This window comes from Yersinia sp. Marseille-Q5920 (genome assembly GCF_946902935.1).
GTDB lineage: Bacteria > Pseudomonadota > Gammaproteobacteria > Enterobacterales > Enterobacteriaceae > Yersinia > Yersinia rochesterensis.
In genome coordinates, this window is the sequence record NZ_CAMPQA010000002.1 from 184,099 (window position 1) to 207,596 (window position 23,498).

The window sequence follows — 23,498 nt, forward strand, 5'->3', positions numbered from 1 at the left end:
TTATTCACCTCCAATCATATCAATATTTGCCGCGCCCGGAGGCACCATTGGGTACACTTTTTCATCCACATCAATCAGTGCGTGAATCAGTACCGGGCCAGGGCGGTTTAAAGCCTCATGTAAAGCTGCATAAGGATCGCTGGCAGTATTAAGATCACAGGTCGAGAAGCCAAACCCTTCAGCAATATGAATAAAATTAGTGCGATAAGGGTAATCCGCGGCAAAAATTCGTTTGCCGAAGAACAAATCTTGCTGTTGATGGACTAAACCTAATGACTGGTTGTTCATCAAAATAATCTTAACGTTCAGCTGTTGCTCTGCTGCTGTTGCCATTTCTTGAATGTTCATCATCAGGCTACCATCACCCGAAAAACACACCACTTTTGCTTGCGGCTTGGCCAGCGCGGCGCCAATTGCAGCGGGCAGCCCAAACCCCATAGTACCCAGCCCACCGGAGGTTAACCACTGTCGAGGGCGATGCAGAGGGTATGCTTGCGCCACCCACATCTGATGCTGACCAACATCTGTGGTAATGATAGTCTCGTCATCAAGCGCAACCGCGGCCGCACGAATCAACCCATAGTGGCACAATGGGTTACCGCTATTGGGTTGATTGAACGGAAATTCGCGCTGTATATCACTGACCATAGAACGCCATTCATCGCGTGTTTGCATGTCAATTAAGGGCAGCAAGTGGGTCAATACCTGCTTGATATCTGCATTCATTGCCAGATGTGGGCGGCGAATTTTGCCCAGTTCAGCTGGGTCAATATCAATATGAATGATACTGGCATCAGGGCAGAACTGTTCAGCTTTGCCGATAGCGCGATCATCAAATCGTGCGCCTAACACAATCAATAAATCAGCTTGTTGCATGATGAGATTGGTTGAGCGCGCGGCGTGCATACCCAACATGCCCAAAGATAATGGGTGGTCAACTGGCATCGTGCCCAATGCCATTAATGTCATTGTGGTGGGTAAACCGGCATGTTCGGCCAACTGTATTGCCTGCTGATGAGCTTCAGAACTGACTATTCCGCCCCCCAGATAGAGTACCGGCCGTACAGCGCGGTTGATCATTTGAGCGACTTGTTCAATTGCCGCCGGATCAATTTGACCTGGTTCATCAGCAACACCCGGTTCTGGCAGGCTATCAAGCTCGATTTCCGCTGTCTGAACATCTTTAGGAATATCAATCCAGACCGGGCCAGGGCGGCCCGACTGGGCGATGCGAAATGCGGCGGGGATCACCCGTGTGAGTTCACTGATATCGCGAACCAAATAATTATGTTTGGTAATAGGGATCGACATTCCATAGGTATCAACCTCTTGAAATGCATCGGTACCAATCATTGAAGATGAAACTTGCCCAGTAATACACACCAGTGGAATGGAATCGAGCTTAGCATCAGCGATTGCTGTGACCAGATTAGTTGCGCCCGGGCCACTGGATGCCAAACAAACCGCAGTTTGTCCAGTCGCTCGAGCCATGCCTTGAGCCATGAAACCCGCACCTTGTTCATGTCGCGCCAGCACATGGCGAATAATACGACTTTGCCCCAGAGCATCATACAGCGGTAGCGCGGCTCCGCCTGGAATGCCCGCAACAGTGGTAATGCCTTGCTGTTCCAGCAAACGAACTATCAATTGGGCGCCTGTATAACGCATGGTATATCCTTCATCAGGGCCGGTAGCTAACAGAGTGGGGCTAAAAAGAAACCCCGCTCGGCTGGCGCCGGCGGGGTTTGGGAATCTTTCTGGATTCGGTACCCGTTACGGCGCGCTGCCGACCACCACCACCACGCGCACGACCACGACTGCGTCAACATGCGCAGTATTGAGTAGGTCGATGCTTAGTAGAGCTAACTTGGCAGCGGAATAGTTCACGGGGTATCTCATCAGTAAATGTAATAAGCCTTAAAAGATAAACACGATTGGTAACAAGGCACAAGAGCATGGGATGAAAAGAATGCAAAAATCTAAGATTGATCACAAATTGACGCCCACCAAGACTAAAAGGAGAATAATTTAATCAATTGAAAAAGAGAGAGTTACCCCTATTTTCATGGTAATTAATCTTGCGGGGGAGTGTTCAAAAAAGTCCGACGACCAGGTTGTCATGATTAATCAACCTCATTGAATGGAATCTTGTTGATGCGTTGTTTAAATATCAAACAGTAAGGTGGCAATTCTTAGCTTGTATGGAATAACTGGATAAGACGCAAAAGGGACTTATGTATAAATCATTATCTTTGGCTGTAATAGTAGTTTTAGCGGGCTGTGGCGCGAAAAATAACCCTCAAGAAAGAGTTGATATTGATAATTACACGGCTAATCGCATAACTGCCATTATAGAAACACAAGTAAAAACAACCGATAGCCACCAACCCGGAGAGATTATTAATAAAGTCTCTGCTAATTTTCTGGGAACGCCTTATAAGGCGAATATGCTTATTGGCTCACCGACAAAACCTGAAGAGTTAGTGATTGATTTCAGAGGGCTAGATTGTTTTACTTATCTTGATTATGTTAACTCGCTGCGTCAGTCTAAAGATACAGCAGATTTTATTCAGCAGCTTATTGCCACTCGCTATATTGATAGTGATATCAGCTATAAAAATCGAAAGCATTTCTTTACTGACTGGTCTCATCAGCAACCATTAAACGCACAAGATATTACTGCAAAAATAAGTTCACATGCTGTTACCGTGGTTAAATTTTTGAATCAAAAAAAGGATGGTGGTGAGTTTATTCCGACATTGGGCACGGTTAAACGCAATGTTGTTTATATTCCAGCTGAGTTTATTAATGACGCTGTTGTCAGCCAGTTAAAAACCGGCGATTACATTGGTATTTATACAAAAATCAATGGATTGGATGTGACTCATACGGGAATTTTTATCATGACACCTGATGGGCCAATGCTGCGTAATGCCTCTTCACTTAAAAGTAATATGAAAGTTGTTGATTCACCTTTTATTCAATATGTTAAAGATAAACCAGGGATCGTCGTCCTTAGAGCACTATAAAGTGGGTATTAACATCATATGGATGAAAAGAGAAAATTGTATTAATTGATATATATTGACTGAAATTCAAATTACAAGGAGTTTAATATGTATATGATTGACTATAATAATTTCCGCGCTATCAAATCATTTAATTCCCGTGTGCGATTCTTAGTTTTGCACTACACCGCTGAGAATTTTGAAAACTCTATAAAATCCCTAACAGGTAATAACGTCAGTGTTCATTATTTAGTGCCCGACCTTAACGATGAAAGTTATAAAAAATCCGGGTTTAATGATATACGGATATTTAACTTGGTAGATGAAAATGCGCGAGCCTGGCATGCAGGGGTCAGTAGTTGGGCAGGGCGCACTAATCTCAATGACACCTCTATCGGCATTGAGATTGTCAATTTAGCCACTGAACATGGTGGCATTTTCAACTTCCCTCCGTATCCAGAAAACCAAATTGCCGCCGTAAAACAACTGGCGGCGAATATTTTACAACGCTACCCTGATATATCGCCGGTAAATGTTGTTGCTCACTCTGATATTGCCCCCACTCGCAAAAGTGATCCAGGGCCAGAGTTTCCTTGGCAAGAATTGTATAATGACGGTATTGGTGCTTGGTATGATCCGGATACTAAGGAAAAATTCACTCAGCAATTTACCCAACACGGATTACCGGCTAAAACTGACTTACTGAATCACTTTAGTACTTATGGATACGATGTTTCTATTGCCAGCAATGATGATGGTTATCAACATCTGATACGCGCATTTCAATTGCACTTTAGGCCTAATAATTACCAAGGTAATATTGACATTGAAACAGCCGCCATTTTATATGCTTTAGTGGAAAAGTATTTTCCGGCGTCTTGATAGTGAGTATTTAACGCATTAATGACGATGCCCCCTCCTGCTGATTATGGGAGGGGGTTATTATAGCGATGAGTTTTACTCGCTATGGGTTAATTAATGTTGGTTTTGTTTGACCAATATTAAGATAGCCGCCAACTGCTCACGATGATGATCACTGATTTCACTGCTGGCAGAGTAACCCTCATTATGAATAATCATTTCACCTAAGCCGACCAACCAATCATAAATATAAAATGCAGTATTATTAGTCGGTGTGAGGGCCAATTTAGTTAGCCTTTGTGATGCACCCAATGGTGATGATGATTGAGGGGATTGAGCGAAAATCTTATAGCCTCTATTAATTCGGCTATCTGGCCGCAGGGCTTCATTAATGTGTAAAAAACCAAGCCAAGCGACGAAATCACCTAATACTGTCAGGGCACGAGACACTTGGCGGTCAGCCTTAGTATCACGATGTAAGCCAACTTGCTCATTATCAGCCAGTATTTTGACTAATTGTCCGGTGATATCTAATCGGATACTGGTAGTTATTAGCTCTGTAACCAGCAGCTCAATCGTCGGTTTGGTGATGCCTAATAACTCAATGAGTGGGGCATTATCTGGTAACTGCCTCAGGTGATTGATCCAGTAACGTTGCACATTTTTGGCATATTCTGTTTCATAATCGCCACTTGATGGTGTTGCTGCTGACGTTGGCAGTTCAGGCGATAAAGGTGGGTCGCTGAATAAATCGATATCAATGCCAATACTGAACGGATCGTGATGACTGACGGTTGGGGTGACCAGCTCAACAGCACGGTTTTGTTGTCGCAAACGGTTTGGTTGTTGTAAATAGAGGGCGCGCAACTCATCACGCGAAGGCAATAACCGCTCCAATAACTCGCCGTGTAAGCCGGTTCGGGTTTGTAGTGTTTTAAGCAATGTTTCGGCGATACACTGCTTTTGTTGTAATTCGCTGGTTGCAGGTTGAGCCCAACCTACCAACAAATTCTCTGTCAGCTCTCGCTGGAGTTCATGGAGTTGCTCAGTAATACGTTCGGCTTTAATGTCACGACGAATTTCTTGTGCCAGATAAGTCACCATGCGCTCAATACCGCGGGTATCCAATGCCAGCATAGTGCCCCAGCTATCACCGGGGTTTCCGACATAACGTTGTACTGCTTCGTCATGGTTTTTCGCGCCAGCCGAGGAAATGCGTTGATCAAAAGGCGTTAGCGCCCAGATAAGCCCTGGGTTTCTACGCGAACGAACGTGTTTATTTTCGCCCTGAGACTGTTTAACCCAATAGTCCAGCGCCTTACCCACCACTTTTACTTCGGTACGGTTGCTCGCAGCAGTACAGACCAGTAACAGGTTTATTTGTTGTTTGTCTGTGTAGCGCTCAAGCAGATAGGTATTCTTAGCCTGTGATAGCGCAGCGGCTAGCGGATAAAGTGTGTGCTCAACATGAGTTGAGACATCGAATACGTCGCTATAATCGGGGAACTCCAATAAGTCGACGGATTCAAACACCTTATCTGAATTAAGTAAATGGTCGGCCGCCGACACGCGTAGCGGGATCTGTAATTCAACTGACAGTAACGTTAGCTCCGCGAGTGACACTGTCACGGGGTCTCTTGCAACAATATTCTTTGCTGCAATATTCTTTGCTACCGAGTCTTGCAGTGGCAAAACTTGAATTTGAGTGTCAGCTGGGGTGTTTAGGTAGTTGAGTGCGGCGACATTCATGATGCCGTTGGCAGGTAACAATGTATCGTCCACTAACACACTGAGTGGGGCCAATAATTGTGACGTGCCTCCCAAGTGCTGCAAGGTATAGGCAAAATGACGATAAGCATCCGTCAGCGGTGGTGACTCGGCCCACAGCAATGAGAATAAAATAGCCCGATCATCAATACTTAAATAAGGTGCCAATTCAATCGCGAAGGGCCAGAAATGCGTGTCTAGTGTCTTCTGGCGTAATGCGTCATGGCGAATCAAATAATCCCAAAGACTAATGACTTCATCACTGGTAATACCCGCGATAGCTAACGGTTGTCTACGCATCGCCAATTGTTGTAGATGATCGCTAATATGTTGCTCATCCAGTGAATACATGCGCATTTCTTGCTGTTTATCCCGCAAAAACACACTTGCCACTATTTTGGCAATATCCATTTCATTGAGTAGCGAAAGCTGCACTGGATGGTTTTCATGATGACTTATTGATTGATGATTAGCTGAATCATTGACAGTTGAATGACTAATAACTGCATGATGGCTAAAGCGGGTCACCAATCCACTAGACTGATATCCGGGTTTAATTTGTTGCCAAAAGTTGAGGGTCTTCCCCGCGAGAGTCGTTTCCAGTTGGCCATTTTCACCAGCAATCAATGCAGAAATTAGGTGCTGCTTCCCGGCGGAGGATTGCCCGAAAAAGCCAATGCTCATAGGGGTTAGCGCCATTTCAGACAGATGGCGAGCTTTGTTACGGTGGCGGCGCAGTTTAACCGCCAGTTGAGAGGCTTCTATGTCCAGACGGATGGCGTGTTGGCGCGTATTGTTAATCCAATCAATCGTCTGATCAATGCCTTGAGTCACCTGCTTAAGCTGGCTATTGAGCTGCTGGTTGGTTAATGATTTCATTTTTTAAATACGCTCCCACTATCAATCCAATAATGGGTTGATGCTGAGCCATTGCTGGCGAGTGTGTTTAGCTTGAGACGCAGATGATGCAACAGGACACGGCTGCCATCTTGCAGTACGGCGTCAGCTATCTCAAAACGTTCTGGGCTACCCTTTTTATCAATAAATGGCTTATCACCTTTGGTGAGTTTCAATCTAACATGCAACACGCTGTCACCGGCGACTTTGCGGGCCAGTTCTTGATCCACAATTGACAAAGTATAGAGAGGGGATGGCGGCCAACGGTCATTATCAAGCTGGCGGAATCCAAGGCACAATGAGCCTCTCACCTGAAAACGAGTGTCGGATGGCAGAGCAAAATCAGCACTATCCAAGTCGATATCACGATAGTAAACATTTTCATCCGTCAGGGTATCGTTACTGCCCAGCATACCAAGGTAGCGGATGGTCGAATAAGGTTGGAAATCGCCTGCTTTAAAGTAAAAACCCGCCAGCCGTAAATCGAGCGCCAGCAAACACAGCATTGCACCCACCGCAGCAGTGGATTTCGGGTTATCAATTCGGCCCTGTTTGTTAAACGGATACCAATCGCTGGTATGGTATCCATCCAGCGAAAGAATACGATTATTCGGTAGCGGTTGTAGATGGCGGAATAAAGCTTGAATACCGGGGAAGCGCGAAGGGCGGCCAGTCAATAGCAGCACGTCGCAACAATAGAGCGACACCACCTCGGACAACGAACGTAGGTTTTGCGTAATGCTCATCCGGTTAGACAAAAACTCGCCATGCAATTTACTTAATTTCAATACCAGAGGCACATGCAAGATATCAAATTCCCCGGCATCGGCGGGCAATTCACGCTGAACTTCACTGTTAATGTATTCCAATACTTTCGATGTTGGGTTCTGGGATAATAACTCACCAAAGCTGGCGTCAATTTCTGCATTGGTATCCAGTGGATCAAAGCCTTCATAAGCTTCAAGAATTGCTCGCCCGACTGGCATAAATATTTGTAACGTAGCTTGTTGGCGCAATGCCGATTGCCCATCCATCCGGCCATCATTGCCAAACAATTTATCCATCAGGGCATCAGTATTGATAACCGCTGCTTTCTTAAGCCGAGCTTGAAGTGCCGGTAAAATATACAGTTGAATAACATCCAGCAAAATATCGTCGCCAGCGACTTTGAAACCTTCACGGAACAGCAGGCGTGGGCTGATTTTAACATTATTACCTATGCCATCGTCTAACCAGTATTGTGTGATGGCCAGATCGGTGGTGCCGCCACCAATATCAATTGAGGCGATGCGTAAGGTTTTTCCTGCAGTTTCTCCGGCTTCAAGTTGCTTGTCTGGCCGCGCCATACTGGCAAAAAAGGCCGCAGTCCGGCCACCGAAGTTAACCTGGGTTTCGTTATACAGATAAACCATCTGGCCACAGGTGGCTTCATCCCACTCCATCTGGACAGTCGGTACCGGGACTTGGCTTTTGGCGCGGTCTTGCTCGGAGACAAAGTTATCATCTGCCGGATGCCAACCCATTGATTTCCAGACCAGAGCAATAGCTTCATTCATCCGGCGGCGGAAAATTTCTCGCTCAGGTTTGGGCATGGCTGACGGCAACGTCAGAATAATGGCCCGTAACTGCCGTGGGGCGTTGGCATGGGTCATTTTCAAACGTTGGGCGGCGCTATTAATGTGCATCAACGCCTGTGTTAGCAATTCCGATAACATAAAAGTCATCAATGAACTGCGGCTATAATGTGGCGAGAATACCGGCAGCCGATCATCCATCGGCATGCTATACAGGGGCTGGCCGTCATCATTAACCAAATTAATCAGCGGCAATGCGGTCGCCAGCGGCTCATGTATTTGCGTGGATGATGCTTGTGTAGATGATATTTGTGCAATGGGGGTTTCATTAAATCGCCAACCTGGGGTATAGGTCTCTTCATCCCACAGGTAGCGGCGTGGGCTGGAAATACCGGTAGAACCCTCAGTGCCCAAGCGGTGTAGCGCCATGCGGCTGGCTTCGCTGCCAACACGGGTAATCGACGGCCAAATAAAGGCATCATCACGGCCACTTTCTACTGAAAAGTTCTGCTTGCCAAATTTCGCTGGTGAAAATTCAACTCGGCTTTCAAACAATTCGTTATACAGATGGTGAGGCTCACTCAAATCACGGATTTGTAATTCATAGGTTTGTTTCAAACCATGACTTTCATCGCTACTTTCTTCCACTAAAATACCGCAGGTATGTGAATTGCCGACATCAAGAATAAGGTCGACGCTCACGGCGGGTTCTTGCAGGGTACTGGTATTGATTTTAATTTCTGGCACACCGACCTGACTACCCAGTAATTCCAATAAGTTAAGGTAGTGGGCTTGATATTCAAACTCGCGCAATGAGGCACTAATATGGCGAGCGGTACGTTCTTCCTGCTCAGAGGCTTGCTGAATAAAGACTTCCCGCAACCAACCATCAACCCAGGTTAAATCAAGGAATTCGGCTAATTCTTCATTATGGTAAGCCAGCGCAAAACTCAATCCTGTTTTAATATCGTTTTCGTTGGGTGCCAAATATTCGTTGGCGTGGCCTTCAGGGTAAACTTTGGTGTCAAAGGCCATGGTGATCCGTAATGTATTGCCATCCTGATCCGGGCTATCCAACACTAAAATTTGTACTCTGGCCCAATTATCCGGCCCACTGACGAAAGTGCGCGGCGGATTAAAGCGCATGAAAGGCAGGGGGAGCCAAATTTTATTCAGCAATTTCAATGATTGTTCTAGCGAGAAACTAAACTCGGGTTTAACAATTTCAGGGGCCGCGCCCGGCACCATCAGCGAATATTTGCCATTATGCTCATGATAATTCAGGCGCAGTAGCGGGCCATTAGCACTTTTACGCACAAATTTATTCGGCAGTTCGCTATTACATTCAGGTTTTAAGGCGAAGTCCAAAAACTGGATACCACTATTCTGAATCAGCGAAATTTTCTGTTTATAGTCAGTGATCGTTGCCAGCATAATATTATTTAGTCTCGCGCTTCATCGTCATTGGAAGTGTGGTATTGGCATCATAGCGGCCTTTGCAATCAGCAACGCCGGTAATGCCTTGCTTACAGACGATCTCAGGAATTTGATATTTTGAACCATCACTACACTGCGCCCTATAGCGGCTGTTGATCACCAGATTGCCCGATTTCATTAACCCGGCGGTAATATTAGCCTGGCAGGTGACATTATCACCGTGGGTAATTCTTACCGTGCCTTTGCCATTTTTAATCTGATATCTCAAGCTGGGCGCTTTACCGGTTTGGGCCGCTTTAATATCGGGGCTGACGCGCCAATTGCCATTAAGAAATGCCGTTGACCCCACTTTGACCGCCTCGAAAGGCAGTATCAGTGCGCGTTTGCTCTGCGCCGCCGTTAATTCCGGCACTTCCACAGACTCCGCTACCACCGGTTGAGAGGGAATAATGGTGGCATTATTCAGCGGGAGTTGCGGCTCAGGGGCGGGCTGGATAATCGTGATGGCAGGGGCACTGACCTCTGGTGCGCTCTTCTCCTCAGCCGTTATATCTGCAACAATTTTATCCTTAGACACCACTGGCGCTGCCGAAACGCTCTCTGGCATACCGCCACTAAATTGCACAATTAATGCAATGATTAAGGCCAGCACTGGCAATATCCAACTGAATCGCAACCAGCGGGGCAGTTTTTTCTCTGGTGTAGATAGCAATGTGGGTTCTACGGCTACAGCCGGCTGTATCACGGGAGCAATATCGGGTGGCGGGGGTAATTCGGCAGCGGCAACCGGTGGCGTTATCGGCGCAGAGGGCGCAGCACTTAGGGGGATAATAGTTGGCTCAATGGCTTCAGCTGTTTGCCGTAAGCAATCGAGAGGATCCGTCCGTGTTTTCTGACCCCGGCTGACAAAGCCCCAGAAGGTCAACACCGGCTTGCCCGCCACCAGATAAACATGATTCTGATCAGGGAATTGCATAGTTTTCGCTAACAACACCCCTAATAATCGGTGGGCGGCTTTATCTGATTGTTGTGCATGCTGGCATAAATCATTGATGCTAGACATAAAGGCTGACAATTGCTTTATGGCGGATTTTCGCTCAGTGGTGCTGGCCGCAACCCATGAGGTGACTTTACCTTCAATAGGGGCATACCAATCAATGCGATCCCCTCGCTCATTGAGCTGAGGAATCGCCAGGCAATCAGCAATATTTTGCTGTTTTTTAAGGCGTAATGCCTCTCTAATCTGAAACGCAGAAGCATAAACGGGTTGTCCGTTTTCGCCCAACGCCAGAATATCGTCCAAACTACCACTGCGTAAAAATGATTTCGCCACGCAAAAGAGACCTTTTCAAAGCAGAAAATAAAGTGTTATCTGCGACAGTAACTATTTTAAGGTGGGTGAGGGGAATCAAACGCAGGAATAAGTGGCAAAATGGGTCGTTGTTTATAAGAAAAGCGCTGACCCGACGAGGTCGCGGCTCGCGATAATAAGTCCACCGTGGGCACCGCTTATAATTTCAATTAACCATTTTAATCCTCATATTTCTATTTCTGCCCAGCTTTATTGAGTAAGCTAAACACCGCCTTTACGCGTATTGAAAGGAGATACCTTGAATCAATCACAAGTTACAACTCATCTCTCGGCCATTGAGGCGATAGAGAGACTGGAGACGTTATACGAGGCGGCGCTGAGCGCATTGCGTGATGCTATCAGCGCATATATTCGTGATGGAGCTTTGCCAGATGTGGGTGACCGGGCGAAAGGCTTATTTTCGTATCCGCAACTCAGTGTCAGTTGGGATGGCCGATTCCGCTCACATCAGCGTACTCGGGCTTATGGGCGCTTCTCACGCACTGGCCAATACAGCACCACTATCACTCGGCCAGCCTTATTCAGGGAGTACCTGACTGAGCAACTCACATTACTGGAAGCTGAGTATGGTGCAGTATTCGAAGTGACAGCGTCACAACAAGAAATGCCTTATCCCTTTGTTATTGATGGCTCCGACCTTATTCTCGACCGCTCGATGACGGCAGGGCTAGCTCAGCACTTCCCAACCACGGATCTGGCTAAAATCGGCGATGCCATCACTGACGGTATTGATATTGCCGGCGCTGATTTCCCGTTATCGCATTTTGATGCGCTGCGCACTGACTTCTCCCTGGCGCGGCTCAAACACTACACCGGCACACCGGCAGAACATATTCAGCCCTATATTCTGTTTACCAATTACAGCCGCTATGTTGATGAGTTTGTCAGTTGGGCTTGTGAGCAAATCCTTGATCCCGCCAGCCCCTATAAAGCCTTATCCTGCGCCGGGGGGAGCTACATAACTGTCGAAAATGCCGATCCGGAGAAGACAACCTCCGATCTGGCGTGGAAAAAATATCAAATGCCCGCCTATCACTTAATCGCAGAAAGTGGGCATGGCATCACCTTGGTGAATATTGGCGTTGGCCCATCCAATGCCAAAACCATTTGCGACCATCTGGCAGTGATGCGGCCACACGCGTGGCTGATGATCGGGCATTGCGGCGGTTTACGTGAAAGTCAGGCGATTGGCGATTATGTCTTGGCGCATGCTTATTTGCGCGACGACCATGTGCTGGACGCGGTGTTGCCACCGGATATTCCAATTCCAAGCATCGCTGAGGTTCAACGGGCATTATATGACGCCACCAAAGCGGTGAGTGGCATGCCGGGCGTTGAAGTCAAACAACGGCTGCGTACCGGAACCGTGGTCACTTCCGACGATCGCAACTGGGAACTGCGTTTTTCTGCCTCTGCCTTGCGTTTTAATCTCAGTCGGGCGGTAGCCGTTGATATGGAAAGTGCCACGATCGCGGCACAAGGTTATCGGTTCAGAGTGCCTTATGGCACATTACTGTGTGTCTCAGACAAACCTTTGCATGGCGAAATCAAACTGCCGGGGCAAGCGAATCATTTTTATGAGGGCGCTATTTCCGAACATTTGCAGATTGGTATTCGGGCAATAGATTTGCTGCGCGCGGAGGGCGACCAACTGCATTCACGCAAGTTGCGCACCTTTAACGAGCCGCCGTTCCGTTAATATCCCGTGCAATAGCGAGCAAGGTATTCGTTGATATTTTGCTCGCTATTCAATTGATTTAAATACAGAAACAGGTCAGTTTTTGCCTTTAATTCACGGCCACATTCAGTATATAAACGCAGTAATGTAACAACAAGGGGCGGGAACCCCGTCTACCTGCGAACTCCGGTACCAATACTGATACTGGATATGCCGCTCGAACCGCCACTCACACCAACATGGCCGGTATTGGCACAGGCCACCAGTAATAAGGTGAGCATCACGAGAGTTAATTTTTTCATTTGACGCCCTTGGTTAGATAAGTATCAGCAACTTTGTCATTAACCTCAGCTTGTATCATATCATTCAGTATATAACTAAAGCGTATGGGAAACGGTGGTTTCATTTTGCTGACAGCGGAATAAGTCGTGTGGAAAATTATAAACAGCGTAAATGTATAGTCGTAACGGGCTGATTCAACCTGATTGGTGACAGTATCTGTTTAATAATCAGATCAATAGTTTCGCTCCCAATTAAGAGAATCGCTTATGTACTTTACTCAAGCTATTGCCAGACTCCCTGCTGATACCTGTGGTAGCGGCCAGACAACCTCCCAATTGGGTGCGCCGGATGTTGCCGCCACCGGCCAACAATTTCTGGCTTATGTGGATACTTTGCTGCGACTTGGCCTGAAAGTGACCATCTTACCGGCAGCATCGGCTTTTCCAGATGCCCACTTTGTCGAAGATACCGCAGTCGTCATGCCGGAACTGGCGGTGATAACTCACCCCGGAGCGCCGAGTCGCCAGGGCGAAGTGGACACCATCGAGCCACTGTTTACCGACCGCCCGGTTTTTCGCATGAGTCCTCGCGGGCACCTTGATGGCGGTGATGTGTTATTGGTGGATAAACAGTTTTTTATCGGGCTGACATCCCGCACCGATGAAGCGGGCATTAGCGAATTTACTGCGGCAGTAGGGCGTTATGGCTATCGCGTGACCGCCATTGAAGTGAGTGCCGGGTTGCACCTGAAATCCATTGTTAACTACGTGGGCCGCAATACCTTATTGCTGACCGAAGATTATCAGCACCATCCTGCTTTTGCCGACTTCAATACGATTGTTATCCCCGAAGCGGAGTCTTACGCCGGTAATACCTTATGGATCAATGATACGCTGATTACACCGCGAGGGTATCCTTATACCTTGGCGCAAATTGAAAAACTGGGGATGCCCATTGTGCAACTCGATACCAGTGAATTTAAAAAAATGGATGGCGGCTTAACCTGTCTTTCGCTTCGTTTCTAACCATTTGTCAATATTGGGGTTCATTACCATGAAAAAAACCATCGTGGCATTACTGACTGGCTTGATACTTTCCGCGCCGGTGGCGGCTCAGACGATAGAAACGATCAGTTTTGGGGTGGACGGCGGCTATCCTCCCTTTGACGTTTTGGCCCCCAGCGGTGAGATCACCGGTTTTGATATTGATATCGCCAATGCATTGTGTGACAACTTGCATGCCAAATGTGTTTTCGTCAAACAGCCCTTTGAAAGCATGATTGCGGCCCTCAATGCGCGCAAATTTGATGCCATTATTGCCTCGCTAAGTATTACCGATGAACGCAAAAAAGAAGTCGATTTCACTGATCGCTATTACCGTAGTGCAGCACAATTAGTCGCGCGCAAAGGCAGCCCATTGTTACCTGATGTTGCCAGCTTGAAAGGGAAAACCGTCGGGGTTCAGACCGGCTCTATCCATGAAACTTACGCGAAAAAACATTGGGGCGGGCAAGGGGTGAAGATTGTCTCTTACGCCAATCAGGACAATGTCTATCTCGATCTGCTGTCAGGGCGGATCAACGCCTCGTTACAAGATAATATTCAGGCTGCCAGCAGCTTTATCGACACTCCACGCGGGCAGAAATTTGCTTTTGCTGGGCCAGTTATTCAAGACGAAACCATCTCCTCTGATGTCGGCATCGCGGTAGGTAAAGATAATCCGGCCTTGCGTGATGCGCTGAATGGGGCCATAAAGGCGATTCGTGCTGATGGCACCTATGATGCCATTCAGAAAAAGTATTTTAGTTTCGATATTTACGGCGAGTAATTTTTTGCCGTGACTGTTGTGAGCTCCGGGCAATAACACACATGCCCGGTTGCTGTTGGTTAGCCTCGGGAGGTCGATAATGGTCGCAGACTATTTGCCGTTACTGGCGCAAGGGGCGGGGTTATCACTGTGTGTGATGCTGCTATCACTGGCTGTCGCACTGGTACTCGGCTTGATCAATGCGGTTATCAAACTTTTTGGCCCGCGTTGGTTACGTTGGATTTCCACCGGCTACACCACCTTAGTACGCGGTATTCCTGAACTAGTGATTATGCTGCTGCTATTTTTTGGTGGCGAAATGCTGGTGAATGGTTTTCTTGGTCTGTTGGGCTTGGGGCCGGTTCGCTTCAATACTTTTATTTCCGGTGTGCTGGCGATTGGCATTGTATTTGGTGCGTATTATACAGAAACCTTCCGTGGTGCTTTTCAAACAGTCGATCGTGGTCAGTTGGAAGCCGCAATGGCTTACGGCATGCGCCCCGGTCAGGTGTTCCGGCGCATTATGCTGCCGCAAATGCTCAGTTTTGCCATTCCCGGCATCAATAATAACTGGCTCGGTCTGATGAAAGCTTCGGCCTTGATATCCATTCTGGGATTGGAAGATATGGTGTGGCTGGCCGAGCAGGCAGGGCGCGCGACACAAAAACCTTTCCTGTTTTACTTCCTGGTGGCGATGATTTACATGGCCATTACTGCGTTGTCCAGTTGGGGCTTTAGTCTGTTGGCGCGGCGTTATGCGCTGTCGACTTCAACTGCGGCGAGGGCGCGCTGATGAATCTGCAAACCATATTGGAAGCAGTCCCGACATTTCTCTACAGCGACGGCTCTGATACCACGGGTCTGGCGATGACGGCCAAACTGTTTTTACTCTCGGTGTTTCCTGGCTTATTACTGGCGCTAGTGATGGCGGTCGGGCAAGCATTTGGCCCACGCCCGCTGGCTTGGCTTATCCGCAGTGTGACTTACTTCTTTCGTAGCACGCCGCTCTATCTGCAACTCATGCTTATCTACTATGGTCTGTCGCAGTTTGATATTGTGCAGTTGGGTTGGCAGGACGACCAACCTTTCTGGCTGCTATTTCGGGATGCCACTTTCTGCGCCACACTGGCCTTGGTGCTCAATACCAGTGCTTATGTCGCGGAATTATTGGCCGGCATGATGGTGACTTTTCCGCGTCAGGAGTGGGTGGCTGGCGAAGCGTTCGGTATGAGTCAGTGGCAAATCATTCGCCGATTAGTGTTACCGGCGACATTACGCCGTGGTATTCCGGCGTTGAATAACGAAATGGTGTTCTTGCTGCATGCCACCTCTCTGGCCAGCACCGTCACCTTGCTCGATATCACTGGCGTGGCACGGGCTTTCTATGCCACCACTTATTCGCCATTTATTCCGTTTTTAATGGCGGCGGCGCTTTATTTGCTGTGTACCTTTATCTTGATTTTCTTGTTTTCGCGCGCGGAACGGCGCTGGCTAGCCTTTGCCCGCCATGATTGAATTCGGCGGGCAAACCAGCTTTAAGCATTTTTAACCGTGTTAAGCGCGTTTGATAGCTTGTAACTCAGTGATGGTGACGATTTTATCGACGCGGAATTTTTTGCTGGTTAGCCAAGTGTCGGCCAATAGTCGGTAATGCTCCATGTTGCGGCACCCAATGCGCACCAAAAAATCAAAGCTACCGCCGACCAACCAGCAATCCAGCACTTCGGGCGTTTTACGCACTTCTTGCTCGAAAGCCGCCTGTGAGTGTCCGTGGTCGGCCAAGGCAATTTGTGCTTGGATAACAAAGGCATGCTCAGGTTCCGGCAGCTCAATAATCGCGCTGTAGCCACGGATAATACCGGCGCGTTCCAGCAGCCGAACCCGCTCCAGACAGGGGCGGGCGGTCAAATTGACCTGCTCGGATAGCTTCTGATAAGAGATACGACCATCCTGGCTGAGGATTTCAAGGATTTTTTTGTCAATTCGGTCAAGCCGGGGTTTCTTTTCCACAGATAGGACGTCCAATGAAAATCAATAACCATAAGTTACCTGAACATGCCCTGAGTGGGCAGCGTCAATTAACCAGTTTTCATTTCGGCCAGTCGGGTGTGGGCGAGAAAATCTACTTACAGGCTGGCCTACATGCCGATGAACTGCCCGGAATGCTGGTATTACATTATCTTAAAAGATTACTGAGTCAGGCGGAACGGCGCGGAGAAATTCAGAGTGAAATAATTATTGTGCCAATCGCTAACCCGGTTGGTATGGCGCAAGTGCTGCTAAACAGTGGAATAGGCCGCTTTGATTTGGTCAGTGGACGCAATTTTAATCGTGATTTTCCCAATCTGGCTCAGTTAGTCCATCAGCAATTGGGCGCAGGCGTATTAAGCGAAAAAGAGAATTTGCGGCAACCAATTCGCCGTGCCATGGTAGCGGCATTGCAAGATTTACCGGCACGGAGTGAAGTGGATGCCTTGCGCCAACACTTGCTGATGCTGGCCTGCGATGCCGATCTGGTGCTGGACTTGCACTGCGACGACCATGCTATTTTGCATCTGTACGCAGATCCGGCTTGGCGAGAGTCAGTGGGTATTCTCGCGCGTTTTTTGCATATCGACACTGTGCTACTTTCACAAGATAGCGGCGGCGGTTCCTTTGATGAGGCTTGTGGCTTGCCGTGGCACCGTCTCGCAGCACATTATCCTGAGCTTGCTCCAGCCTGTATGGCCGTGACAGTGGAGTTGCGCGGGCAACAAGATGTCAGTCATCCGCTGGCCAGTGCTGATGCCGAACGTATTTATCAATATTTACAACATCGTGGTGCGATTGTCGGCGAACAGCCAGAGATCCCACAGCGTGAAGTGGTCATGTTGCCGTTCTCTGCGGGAGAGATAGTCAATGCCCCAGCCAGTGGCTTGCTGTTGTTATTGCGTCAGCCGGGTGAATGGGTGGCTAAGGATGAAGTGGTCGCTGAAATCATTGACCCAATAACGGATACAGTCAAAGCGGTGCGGGCCAAAGCGGGCGGGATTATCTATGCCAGCAGGCGCGCCCCCTTTGTGACGTTGGGCGCTGAAGTGATGAAAATTGCCGGAAAAACCCCCTACGCAGGCGGTGGGGGGTTAGCATCCTAAAGGTTAAAGACTTAACTCACGTAGCAGTGAAAATGCGTGTTGGGTCTGCTCTTCACTGACCACAAAAGCGCGTAACTGATGCTGGCTGTCTGTTGCGCGCGCAGTTATTCCTTGTGGCGTGAGATTTATTTCCCAGTTAAGGTCACGTCGGTGGGTTTCACCCGCGAAATATAACGGCAAATCTGGTGTTTTGACTTTAACCAGCATCGCTGGCAGCGTAAGGCAATGTGCGCCGCCTAATAGATTTTTCGCCAGAGTCATGGCACCCATCAATATGGGCTGCAAAAAAGGCATCACTTTCCCATCAATCTCAGCACAATCGCCTATAGCAAAGATATTAGGATCCGTGGTTTGCAACTGTTGGTTAACCTTGATACCACGTCCTATATCAAGCCCGGCCGCCGCCGCGACAGCGGTTTCCGGCTGTAATCCCATTGCCGCAATAACAGCATCAACACTATAGCTATGGCCGGAATGGAGTACGACGCGTAATCCATCCGCCACTTTTTCAATGCTGTTCAGCTGATTATTAAAGGCGAGGGTAATGCCCATCTGACTGAAGCTATGCTGCAAGCGGCTGCTAATTTCCACTGGCAAGACCGAGGCCAGCAAACTGTGGGCTTTATCCACCAAAATGACGCGTTTACCCGCGCGGTGTAAATCCATCGCCAGCTCCGCGCCGATTAAACCGCCGCCTAATACCAAGATACGGCGGGCTTTTTGGAGTAACTCTTGATGCAATCGGTACTCATTTTGGCTGTTAAATGTGCATATCAACTCATTACCCGCGATTGGTGGCAGCATTGCCGTAGCCCCGGTTGCCAATACCAGCTTGTGATATTGAAATACCTGATGGCCACATAAAATTTGCTTTTCCTGTCGCTGAATGGCAGTGACTCGAGTCTTGGTGTGCAAGGTCAGGTTATTCTCTTGCGCAAATTGTTCAGCGGACATGCGAGTCAGGTCGTCAGCACTTTGCTGACGACTAAAGACATGACTCAAATCCGGTTTGTTATAATCAACGCCACTATCAGCGGCGATCATATTGATTGCTATCTGTGAGTCGAGTTTGCGGATGTTTTTTACCACCTGGCGAGCAGCAAATCCTGAACCGACAATCACAATATTCTCTACCATGGCCGCCTCCTTTAGAGTGGATCAAAAACAGATTTGCCCAACCCACATTCTGGGCAGAGGAAGAAATCCGGCACATCATCCCAGCAGGTTCCCGGTTTAACATCTTGAAGCGGCTCACCCAGTGCGGGGTCATATATCCACTGGCACACACTGCATTGCATTGAAATACCCAGATCCAGAGGTGCAGCAGATGTACTTTCTGTATTAATGGAACGACTTTCTGTATTAATGGATGGAGTTTCGACATCAAGCAATGTGCTGTTATTCAACGGATGTAAGGCCCATTCGCGGGCAATCTTGCGCCCATGTTCGCGGCATTCGTCCAACCCATCATTGTCCGGTCGCCATTTCATTTTTAGTGAGAGCGAAATATCAAATCCGGCATCCATCAGACGAGTTTGAATCCGGTCAACCGCGCCGCCCGTCCAACCAAAACTGCCAAAAGCCGCCGCTTTTTTATTACGGAATCGCAGTCCGGCCAGTTCTTCAAGCATGCCGGCAATTTTGGGCATCATCACATTGTTCATGGTTGAGGAGCCGACTAACACACCTTTAGAGCGGAATACCTGTGTCAGTATTTCATTCTTATCATGGCGAGCAATATTGTAGATTTTCACAGCAACAGCGGGGTCGGTTTCATGAATCCCCTGAGCAATAGCGTCGGCCATCATCCGGGTGTTGTTTGACATGGTGTCATAGAAAATGGTGATACGGTCTTCTTGATAATCAGCTGCCCACTCCAGGTATTTGGCGACAATTTGGGTGGGATTATCCCGCCACACCACACCATGAGAGGTGGCAATCATGGATACCGGCAGGTTGAAGCCAAGGATTTCATTGATCTTGGGTGTGACTAACCGGCTGAAAGGCGTCAAAATATTGGCATAATAGCGGGCGCATTGCTCATACAGTTCAATTTGGTCCACTTCATCATTGAACAAATGCTCGTCACAATAGTGCTGGCCAAAAGCATCATTACTAAACAGCACTGCATCGCCAGTGATGTAAGTCATCATGCTGTCAGGCCAGTGCAACATAGGTGTTTCAACAAAAATCAGTTGTTTACCATTACCGATATCCAGTGTGTCACCCGTTTTGACCGTGATGAAATTCCATTCAGGATGATGATGATGCCCATTAATAGAATCGATAGCATTTGTGGTGCAATAAATCGGAATGTGGGGGATACGCGCCATTAACTCGGTTAATGCACCGGCGTGGTCTTCTTCTGCATGGTTAATAATAATGTAATCAAGCGCATGCAGATCGATTTCCCGCTCTAAGTTAGCCACAAAATCGCGGCCAAATTTCTGGTCGACGGTATCAATCAGCACGTTTTTTCCTTCGCGGATCAAATAGCTGTTGTAGCTCGTGCCTTTAAGGGTTTTATATTCGGTACCATGAAAATCACGCACTTCCCAATCACGCTGCCCAACCCATTTAATATTATTTTTAACCTGAATGGCCATGAACCGTTCCTTACTAAAGTGAATGAAGAACCTCACTATAAATAGCAAAGAGCATGCCAGTATTTATCCAATTGATTTTATTGATTTAAAATTTAAAGTTTGTCATTTGGACACTATCGGATTATTGTCATAAAGACCAATACAGTGTCGGAATGACAATACATGAGTTTATCCATTCAATCGCTCGCTCAAATAGCCATTGAGCTACAAAGCGGTTTATCTGGGCAGGACCGTTTTCAAAAATTAATCAGCAGCTTAAGGCAATTATTACAATGTGATGCTTCGGCGCTGTTGCGTTATGAACATCAATTGTTTCGCCCACTAGCGATTGATGGCCTATCACCCGATGTGTTGGGAAGACGTTTTTCGCTGTCATCTCATCCTCGGCTAGAAGCTATTGCTCGCGCCGGTAATGTGGTGCGTTTCCCCACGGACAGCCACCTTCCTGACCCTTACGACGGCTTGATCCCTGGCCATGATGAACTTAAAGTTCATGCCTGCATTGGTTTACCTTTATTTGCTGATCAAGAACTTATCGGTGCGTTGACTTTCGACAGTATGAATCCTGCTCAATTTGACAGATTTAGTGATGAAGAGCTGAAACTGATTGGAGTATTGGCCTCCTCAGCACTGAATAATGCGCTGTTAGTGGATGTTTTAGAAAAACAAGCTGTGCCCACAGTCAGCTCTTTAAATATCCACAAGCAGATAGTTCAACATTCAGAAGATGAGATGATTGGCCTTTCGCCGTTGATACTGCAACTTAAGCATGAAATCGAAGTCGTTGCCGGATCAGAATTGAATGTGTTGATCACCGGCGAAACCGGGGTAGGGAAAGAACTGGTTGCCAAGGCAATTCACCATTTATCCCCCAGAGCGACCAACGCGCTTATCTATTTAAACTGTGCGGCATTACCGGAAAATGTGGCCGAGAGTGAATTGTTTGGTCATGTTAAGGGCGCTTTTACCGGTGCGATACATGACAGAACCGGCAAATTTGAAATTGCTGATAATGGAACCCTTTTTCTGGACGAAATTGGTGAACTTTCTTTGGTGCTTCAGGCCAAATTGCTGCGTGTTATCCAATATGGTGACTTACAAAGAGTGGGTGATGACAGCACCAAGCGGGTCAATGTGCGTATTATTGCAGCCACTAACTGTGACCTGAAACAAGCTGTCATCGAAGGGCGTTTTCGCGTTGATTTGTTCCACCGGCTCAGTGTATTCCCGTTACATGTTCCGCCACTGAGAGAAAGAAAAGGGGATATCATTCTACTGGCGGGATTTTTTGTTGAGCGAATAAGAAAGAAATTAGCCATCAAGCAATTAGGTATTCCGCCAGCGACATTGCCTATGCTTGAAAATTACCGTTGGCCGGGGAATGTCCGTGAGCTGGAACATGCTATTTACCGCGCGGCGGTATTAGCTCGCGCCTCACAACATCCGGCAGAGTCATACTTTTTATATCCTAACTTATTTAATATTGTCGCGTCAGCAGCGCCGAGTATTTCACACGAGATATTTAGCGATGATAAAAATATAGCCCCGCAAAATTTACAATCTGCCACCCGTGATTTTCAGCGGCAATTAATAACTAAGGTGCTAAAAGAAAAGGGGATGAATTGGTCGGCTTGTGCTCGCGCTCTTGAGCTTGACACCGGCAACCTGCACCGTCTTGCTAAGCGGCTGGGCATCAAACGATCTGGCTAAATAACCGCCCTAAAACCCGGTGAGAATAGGGCGTTAGGGCGATGTTATTGATTAAGAAAAGTCAGTTATAAGTGGTCAAAATCGGAAGCATCATGACGTTCAGCTAACTGTTCTTCTGCTGCACCCCAGGTTTTATTGACGATACGGCCGCGCTGTACCGCAGGGCGCTTGGCAATAGTTTCAGTCCAACGTATTAGGTGGGGATAGGATTTCACATCCAGGAATTCACCCGCCTCATATTGCAAACCCAACACCAAATTGCCATACCACGGCCAGATAGCAATATCCGCAATAGAATACTCATCACCGGCGATATATTCATGAGTCGCGAGCTGTGTATTGAGCAAATCGAGCTGACGTTTGGCTTCCATGGTGAAACGGTCGATGGCGTATTCGATTTTTACCGGTGCATAGTGATAAAAATGACCGAAACCGCCGCCTAAATAGGGGGCTGCGCCCTGTAACCAAAACAGCCAATTGAGCGCTTCGGTTCTTGCCGCAGGCGATTTTGGCAGGAAATGGCCGAATTTATCTGCTAAATAAAGCAAAATAGCACCAGATTCAAATACCCTGATCGGCGGGGTGGTTGAATGGTCCATCAAGGCTGGGATCTTTGAATTTGGATTGACGGCAACAAAACCACTTGAGAACTGATCACCCTCGCCGATACGAATCAGATGAGCATCATATTCCGCACCTTTTTCGCCCAAAGCCAACAACTCCTCCAGCAGAATGGTGACCTTCTGACCATTCGGCGTCCCCATGGAATACAGCTGCAATGGGTGTTTACCAATAGGTAGGCTAGCTTCATATCTGGCACCCGCCGTCGGGCGGTTGATTTTCGACCACACACCGCCGCTGGCGTTGTTTTCTGTCCAGACTTTCGGTGGCTGATATTCGTTATCTTTCATCATGGATGACCTTTTTGCGAATGAATACGAAATTAATAATACTCATAGTGATTATGCCTCAATCATAAAGAATAACAGGGATAATATTTCTGTCATTCCCGCTCCCTATAGTGAAATTGCTTTTTACCTTTGGGCAATAAAAACAATTAGGGGACTTAACATGCATATGAGTAAATTCCGCTTGGCACTGCTGGCCAGTAGTATCGCGTTCAGTACCTCTTTATGGGCGCAGGCTGTCGAGGTACCCGCAGCCCTCGCCGGGCATACTATTCTGCCGGTGAAATCGACGGTGGCGACCCCTGCGAATACGCCGACTGATTTAGGGGTATGAGGGCCAACGGGCGAAAACCTACGCTAAGTACTGTTCCCCTCATAGGAATATAGGTATTTACACAATTTTCAGGGCAGGGCTCGTCAAATCGCAGCTTCACTCCCACCAAGCTAATATAAAAAAT

The 23,498-nt window shown here is 47.6% G+C and carries 19 protein-coding genes and 1 pseudogene; 10 read left to right on the plus strand and 10 right to left on the minus strand.

Annotated features, from left to right (window positions below; translation table 11 throughout):
* Both ilvB and ivbL read right to left on the minus strand, forming a co-directional pair.
* Positions 1-1,668: an acetolactate synthase large subunit gene (ilvB, locus tag OVO64_RS03540; RefSeq protein WP_038632822.1), complete on the minus strand. Its 1,668-nt coding sequence runs from the start codon at positions 1,666-1,668 to the stop codon at positions 1-3.
* A 105-nt stretch (positions 1,669-1,773) separates the two neighbouring features.
* Positions 1,774-1,899, minus strand: coding sequence for an ilvB operon leader peptide IvbL (ivbL, locus tag OVO64_RS03545; RefSeq protein WP_071841722.1), 126 nt, complete (start codon positions 1,897-1,899; stop codon positions 1,774-1,776).
* 335 nt (positions 1,900-2,234) lie between these two features.
* Here ivbL and OVO64_RS03550 point away from each other — a divergent pair, with 335 nt between their 5' ends.
* Together OVO64_RS03550 and OVO64_RS03555 are read left to right on the plus strand one after the other, a co-directional pair.
* A complete protein-coding gene (locus OVO64_RS03550; protein ID WP_050291701.1) occupies positions 2,235-3,029 on the plus strand; it encodes a DUF1460 domain-containing protein in 795 nt (264 codons plus the stop codon).
* 87 nt (positions 3,030-3,116) lie between these two features.
* Positions 3,117-3,890 carry an N-acetylmuramoyl-L-alanine amidase gene (locus OVO64_RS03555; protein ID WP_038632827.1) on the plus strand — a complete coding sequence of 258 codons (774 nt, stop codon included), beginning with the start codon at positions 3,117-3,119 and terminating at the stop codon, positions 3,888-3,890.
* A gap of 93 nt (positions 3,891-3,983) precedes the next feature.
* On the opposite strand, the gene OVO64_RS03560 is transcribed toward OVO64_RS03555, so the two are convergent.
* From OVO64_RS03560 to OVO64_RS03570, 3 genes are read right to left on the minus strand one after another with little or no spacing between them, the layout of a single operon-like run.
* Positions 3,984-6,515, minus strand: coding sequence for a putative virulence factor (locus OVO64_RS03560; RefSeq protein ID WP_038632830.1), 2,532 nt, complete (start codon positions 6,513-6,515; stop codon positions 3,984-3,986).
* Entirely contained in the window at positions 6,512-9,541 is a 3,030-nt protein-coding gene (locus tag OVO64_RS03565) for a virulence factor SrfB (RefSeq protein WP_267248623.1), read from the minus strand. The genes OVO64_RS03560 and OVO64_RS03565 overlap by 4 nt, the downstream gene beginning before the upstream one ends.
* A gap of 4 nt (positions 9,542-9,545) precedes the next feature.
* Entirely contained in the window at positions 9,546-10,877 is a 1,332-nt protein-coding gene (locus OVO64_RS03570; RefSeq protein WP_186377421.1) for an SrfA family protein, read from the minus strand.
* Positions 10,878-11,154: 277 nt separating this feature from the next.
* Between OVO64_RS03570 and OVO64_RS03575 the strand changes: the two genes are divergently transcribed.
* Entirely contained in the window at positions 11,155-12,615 is a 1,461-nt protein-coding gene (locus OVO64_RS03575) for an AMP nucleosidase (RefSeq protein ID WP_038632839.1), read from the plus strand.
* Positions 12,616-12,767: 152 nt separating this feature from the next.
* Here the strand turns inward: OVO64_RS03575 and OVO64_RS03580 are convergent, their stop codons facing one another.
* Positions 12,768-12,896 (minus strand): hypothetical protein, encoded by a 129-nt coding sequence (locus tag OVO64_RS03580; RefSeq protein WP_259275165.1) that lies wholly within the window; start codon positions 12,894-12,896, stop codon positions 12,768-12,770.
* Positions 12,897-13,142: 246 nt separating this feature from the next.
* Here OVO64_RS03580 and OVO64_RS03585 point away from each other — a divergent pair, with 246 nt between their 5' ends.
* From OVO64_RS03585 to OVO64_RS03600, 4 genes are all read left to right on the plus strand, one after another.
* On the plus strand, positions 13,143-13,901 hold the full coding sequence (locus tag OVO64_RS03585; RefSeq protein WP_267248624.1) for a dimethylarginine dimethylaminohydrolase family protein: 759 nt from the start codon (positions 13,143-13,145) through the stop codon (positions 13,899-13,901).
* Positions 13,902-13,929: 28 nt separating this feature from the next.
* Positions 13,930-14,703 carry an ABC transporter substrate-binding protein gene (locus OVO64_RS03590; RefSeq protein WP_049557498.1) on the plus strand — a complete coding sequence of 258 codons (774 nt, stop codon included), beginning with the start codon at positions 13,930-13,932 and terminating at the stop codon, positions 14,701-14,703.
* A gap of 79 nt (positions 14,704-14,782) precedes the next feature.
* On the plus strand, positions 14,783-15,475 hold the full coding sequence (locus OVO64_RS03595) for an ABC transporter permease (RefSeq protein WP_267248625.1): 693 nt from the start codon (positions 14,783-14,785) through the stop codon (positions 15,473-15,475).
* Positions 15,475-16,197: an ABC transporter permease gene (locus tag OVO64_RS03600; protein ID WP_038632848.1), complete on the plus strand. Its 723-nt coding sequence runs from the start codon at positions 15,475-15,477 to the stop codon at positions 16,195-16,197. Before OVO64_RS03595 ends, OVO64_RS03600 begins: the two co-directional genes overlap by 1 nt.
* Before the next feature lie 39 nt (positions 16,198-16,236).
* Here the strand turns inward: OVO64_RS03600 and OVO64_RS03605 are convergent, their stop codons facing one another.
* On the minus strand, positions 16,237-16,692 hold the full coding sequence (locus OVO64_RS03605; protein ID WP_005165550.1) for an Lrp/AsnC family transcriptional regulator: 456 nt from the start codon (positions 16,690-16,692) through the stop codon (positions 16,237-16,239).
* A 14-nt stretch (positions 16,693-16,706) separates the two neighbouring features.
* On the opposite strand from OVO64_RS03605, the gene OVO64_RS03610 reads away from it, so the two are divergent.
* Entirely contained in the window at positions 16,707-17,816 is a 1,110-nt protein-coding gene (locus OVO64_RS03610; RefSeq protein WP_267248626.1) for a succinylglutamate desuccinylase/aspartoacylase family protein, read from the plus strand.
* Positions 17,817-17,819: 3 nt separating this feature from the next.
* On the opposite strand, the gene norW is transcribed toward OVO64_RS03610, so the two are convergent.
* Together norW and norV are read right to left on the minus strand one after the other, a co-directional pair.
* A complete protein-coding gene (norW, locus tag OVO64_RS03615; RefSeq protein WP_267248627.1) occupies positions 17,820-18,953 on the minus strand; it encodes an NADH:flavorubredoxin reductase NorW in 1,134 nt (377 codons plus the stop codon).
* 11 nt (positions 18,954-18,964) lie between these two features.
* Entirely contained in the window at positions 18,965-20,422 is a 1,458-nt protein-coding gene (norV, locus tag OVO64_RS03620) for an anaerobic nitric oxide reductase flavorubredoxin (protein WP_038632858.1), read from the minus strand.
* 162 nt (positions 20,423-20,584) lie between these two features.
* Here norV and norR point away from each other — a divergent pair, with 162 nt between their 5' ends.
* Positions 20,585-22,132: a nitric oxide reductase transcriptional regulator NorR gene (norR, locus tag OVO64_RS03625; RefSeq protein ID WP_145509724.1), complete on the plus strand. Its 1,548-nt coding sequence runs from the start codon at positions 20,585-20,587 to the stop codon at positions 22,130-22,132.
* Between the two features lie 65 nt (positions 22,133-22,197).
* On the opposite strand, the gene yghU is transcribed toward norR, so the two are convergent.
* A complete protein-coding gene (gene yghU / locus OVO64_RS03630; protein ID WP_038632864.1) occupies positions 22,198-23,043 on the minus strand; it encodes a glutathione-dependent disulfide-bond oxidoreductase in 846 nt (281 codons plus the stop codon).
* A 1-nt stretch (position 23,044) separates the two neighbouring features.
* Here yghU and OVO64_RS03635 point away from each other — a divergent pair.
* A pseudogene (locus OVO64_RS03635) lies at positions 23,045-23,365 on the plus strand (glycerophosphodiester phosphodiesterase); the annotation flags it as partial.
* Positions 23,366-23,498: the final 133 nt, after the last annotated feature.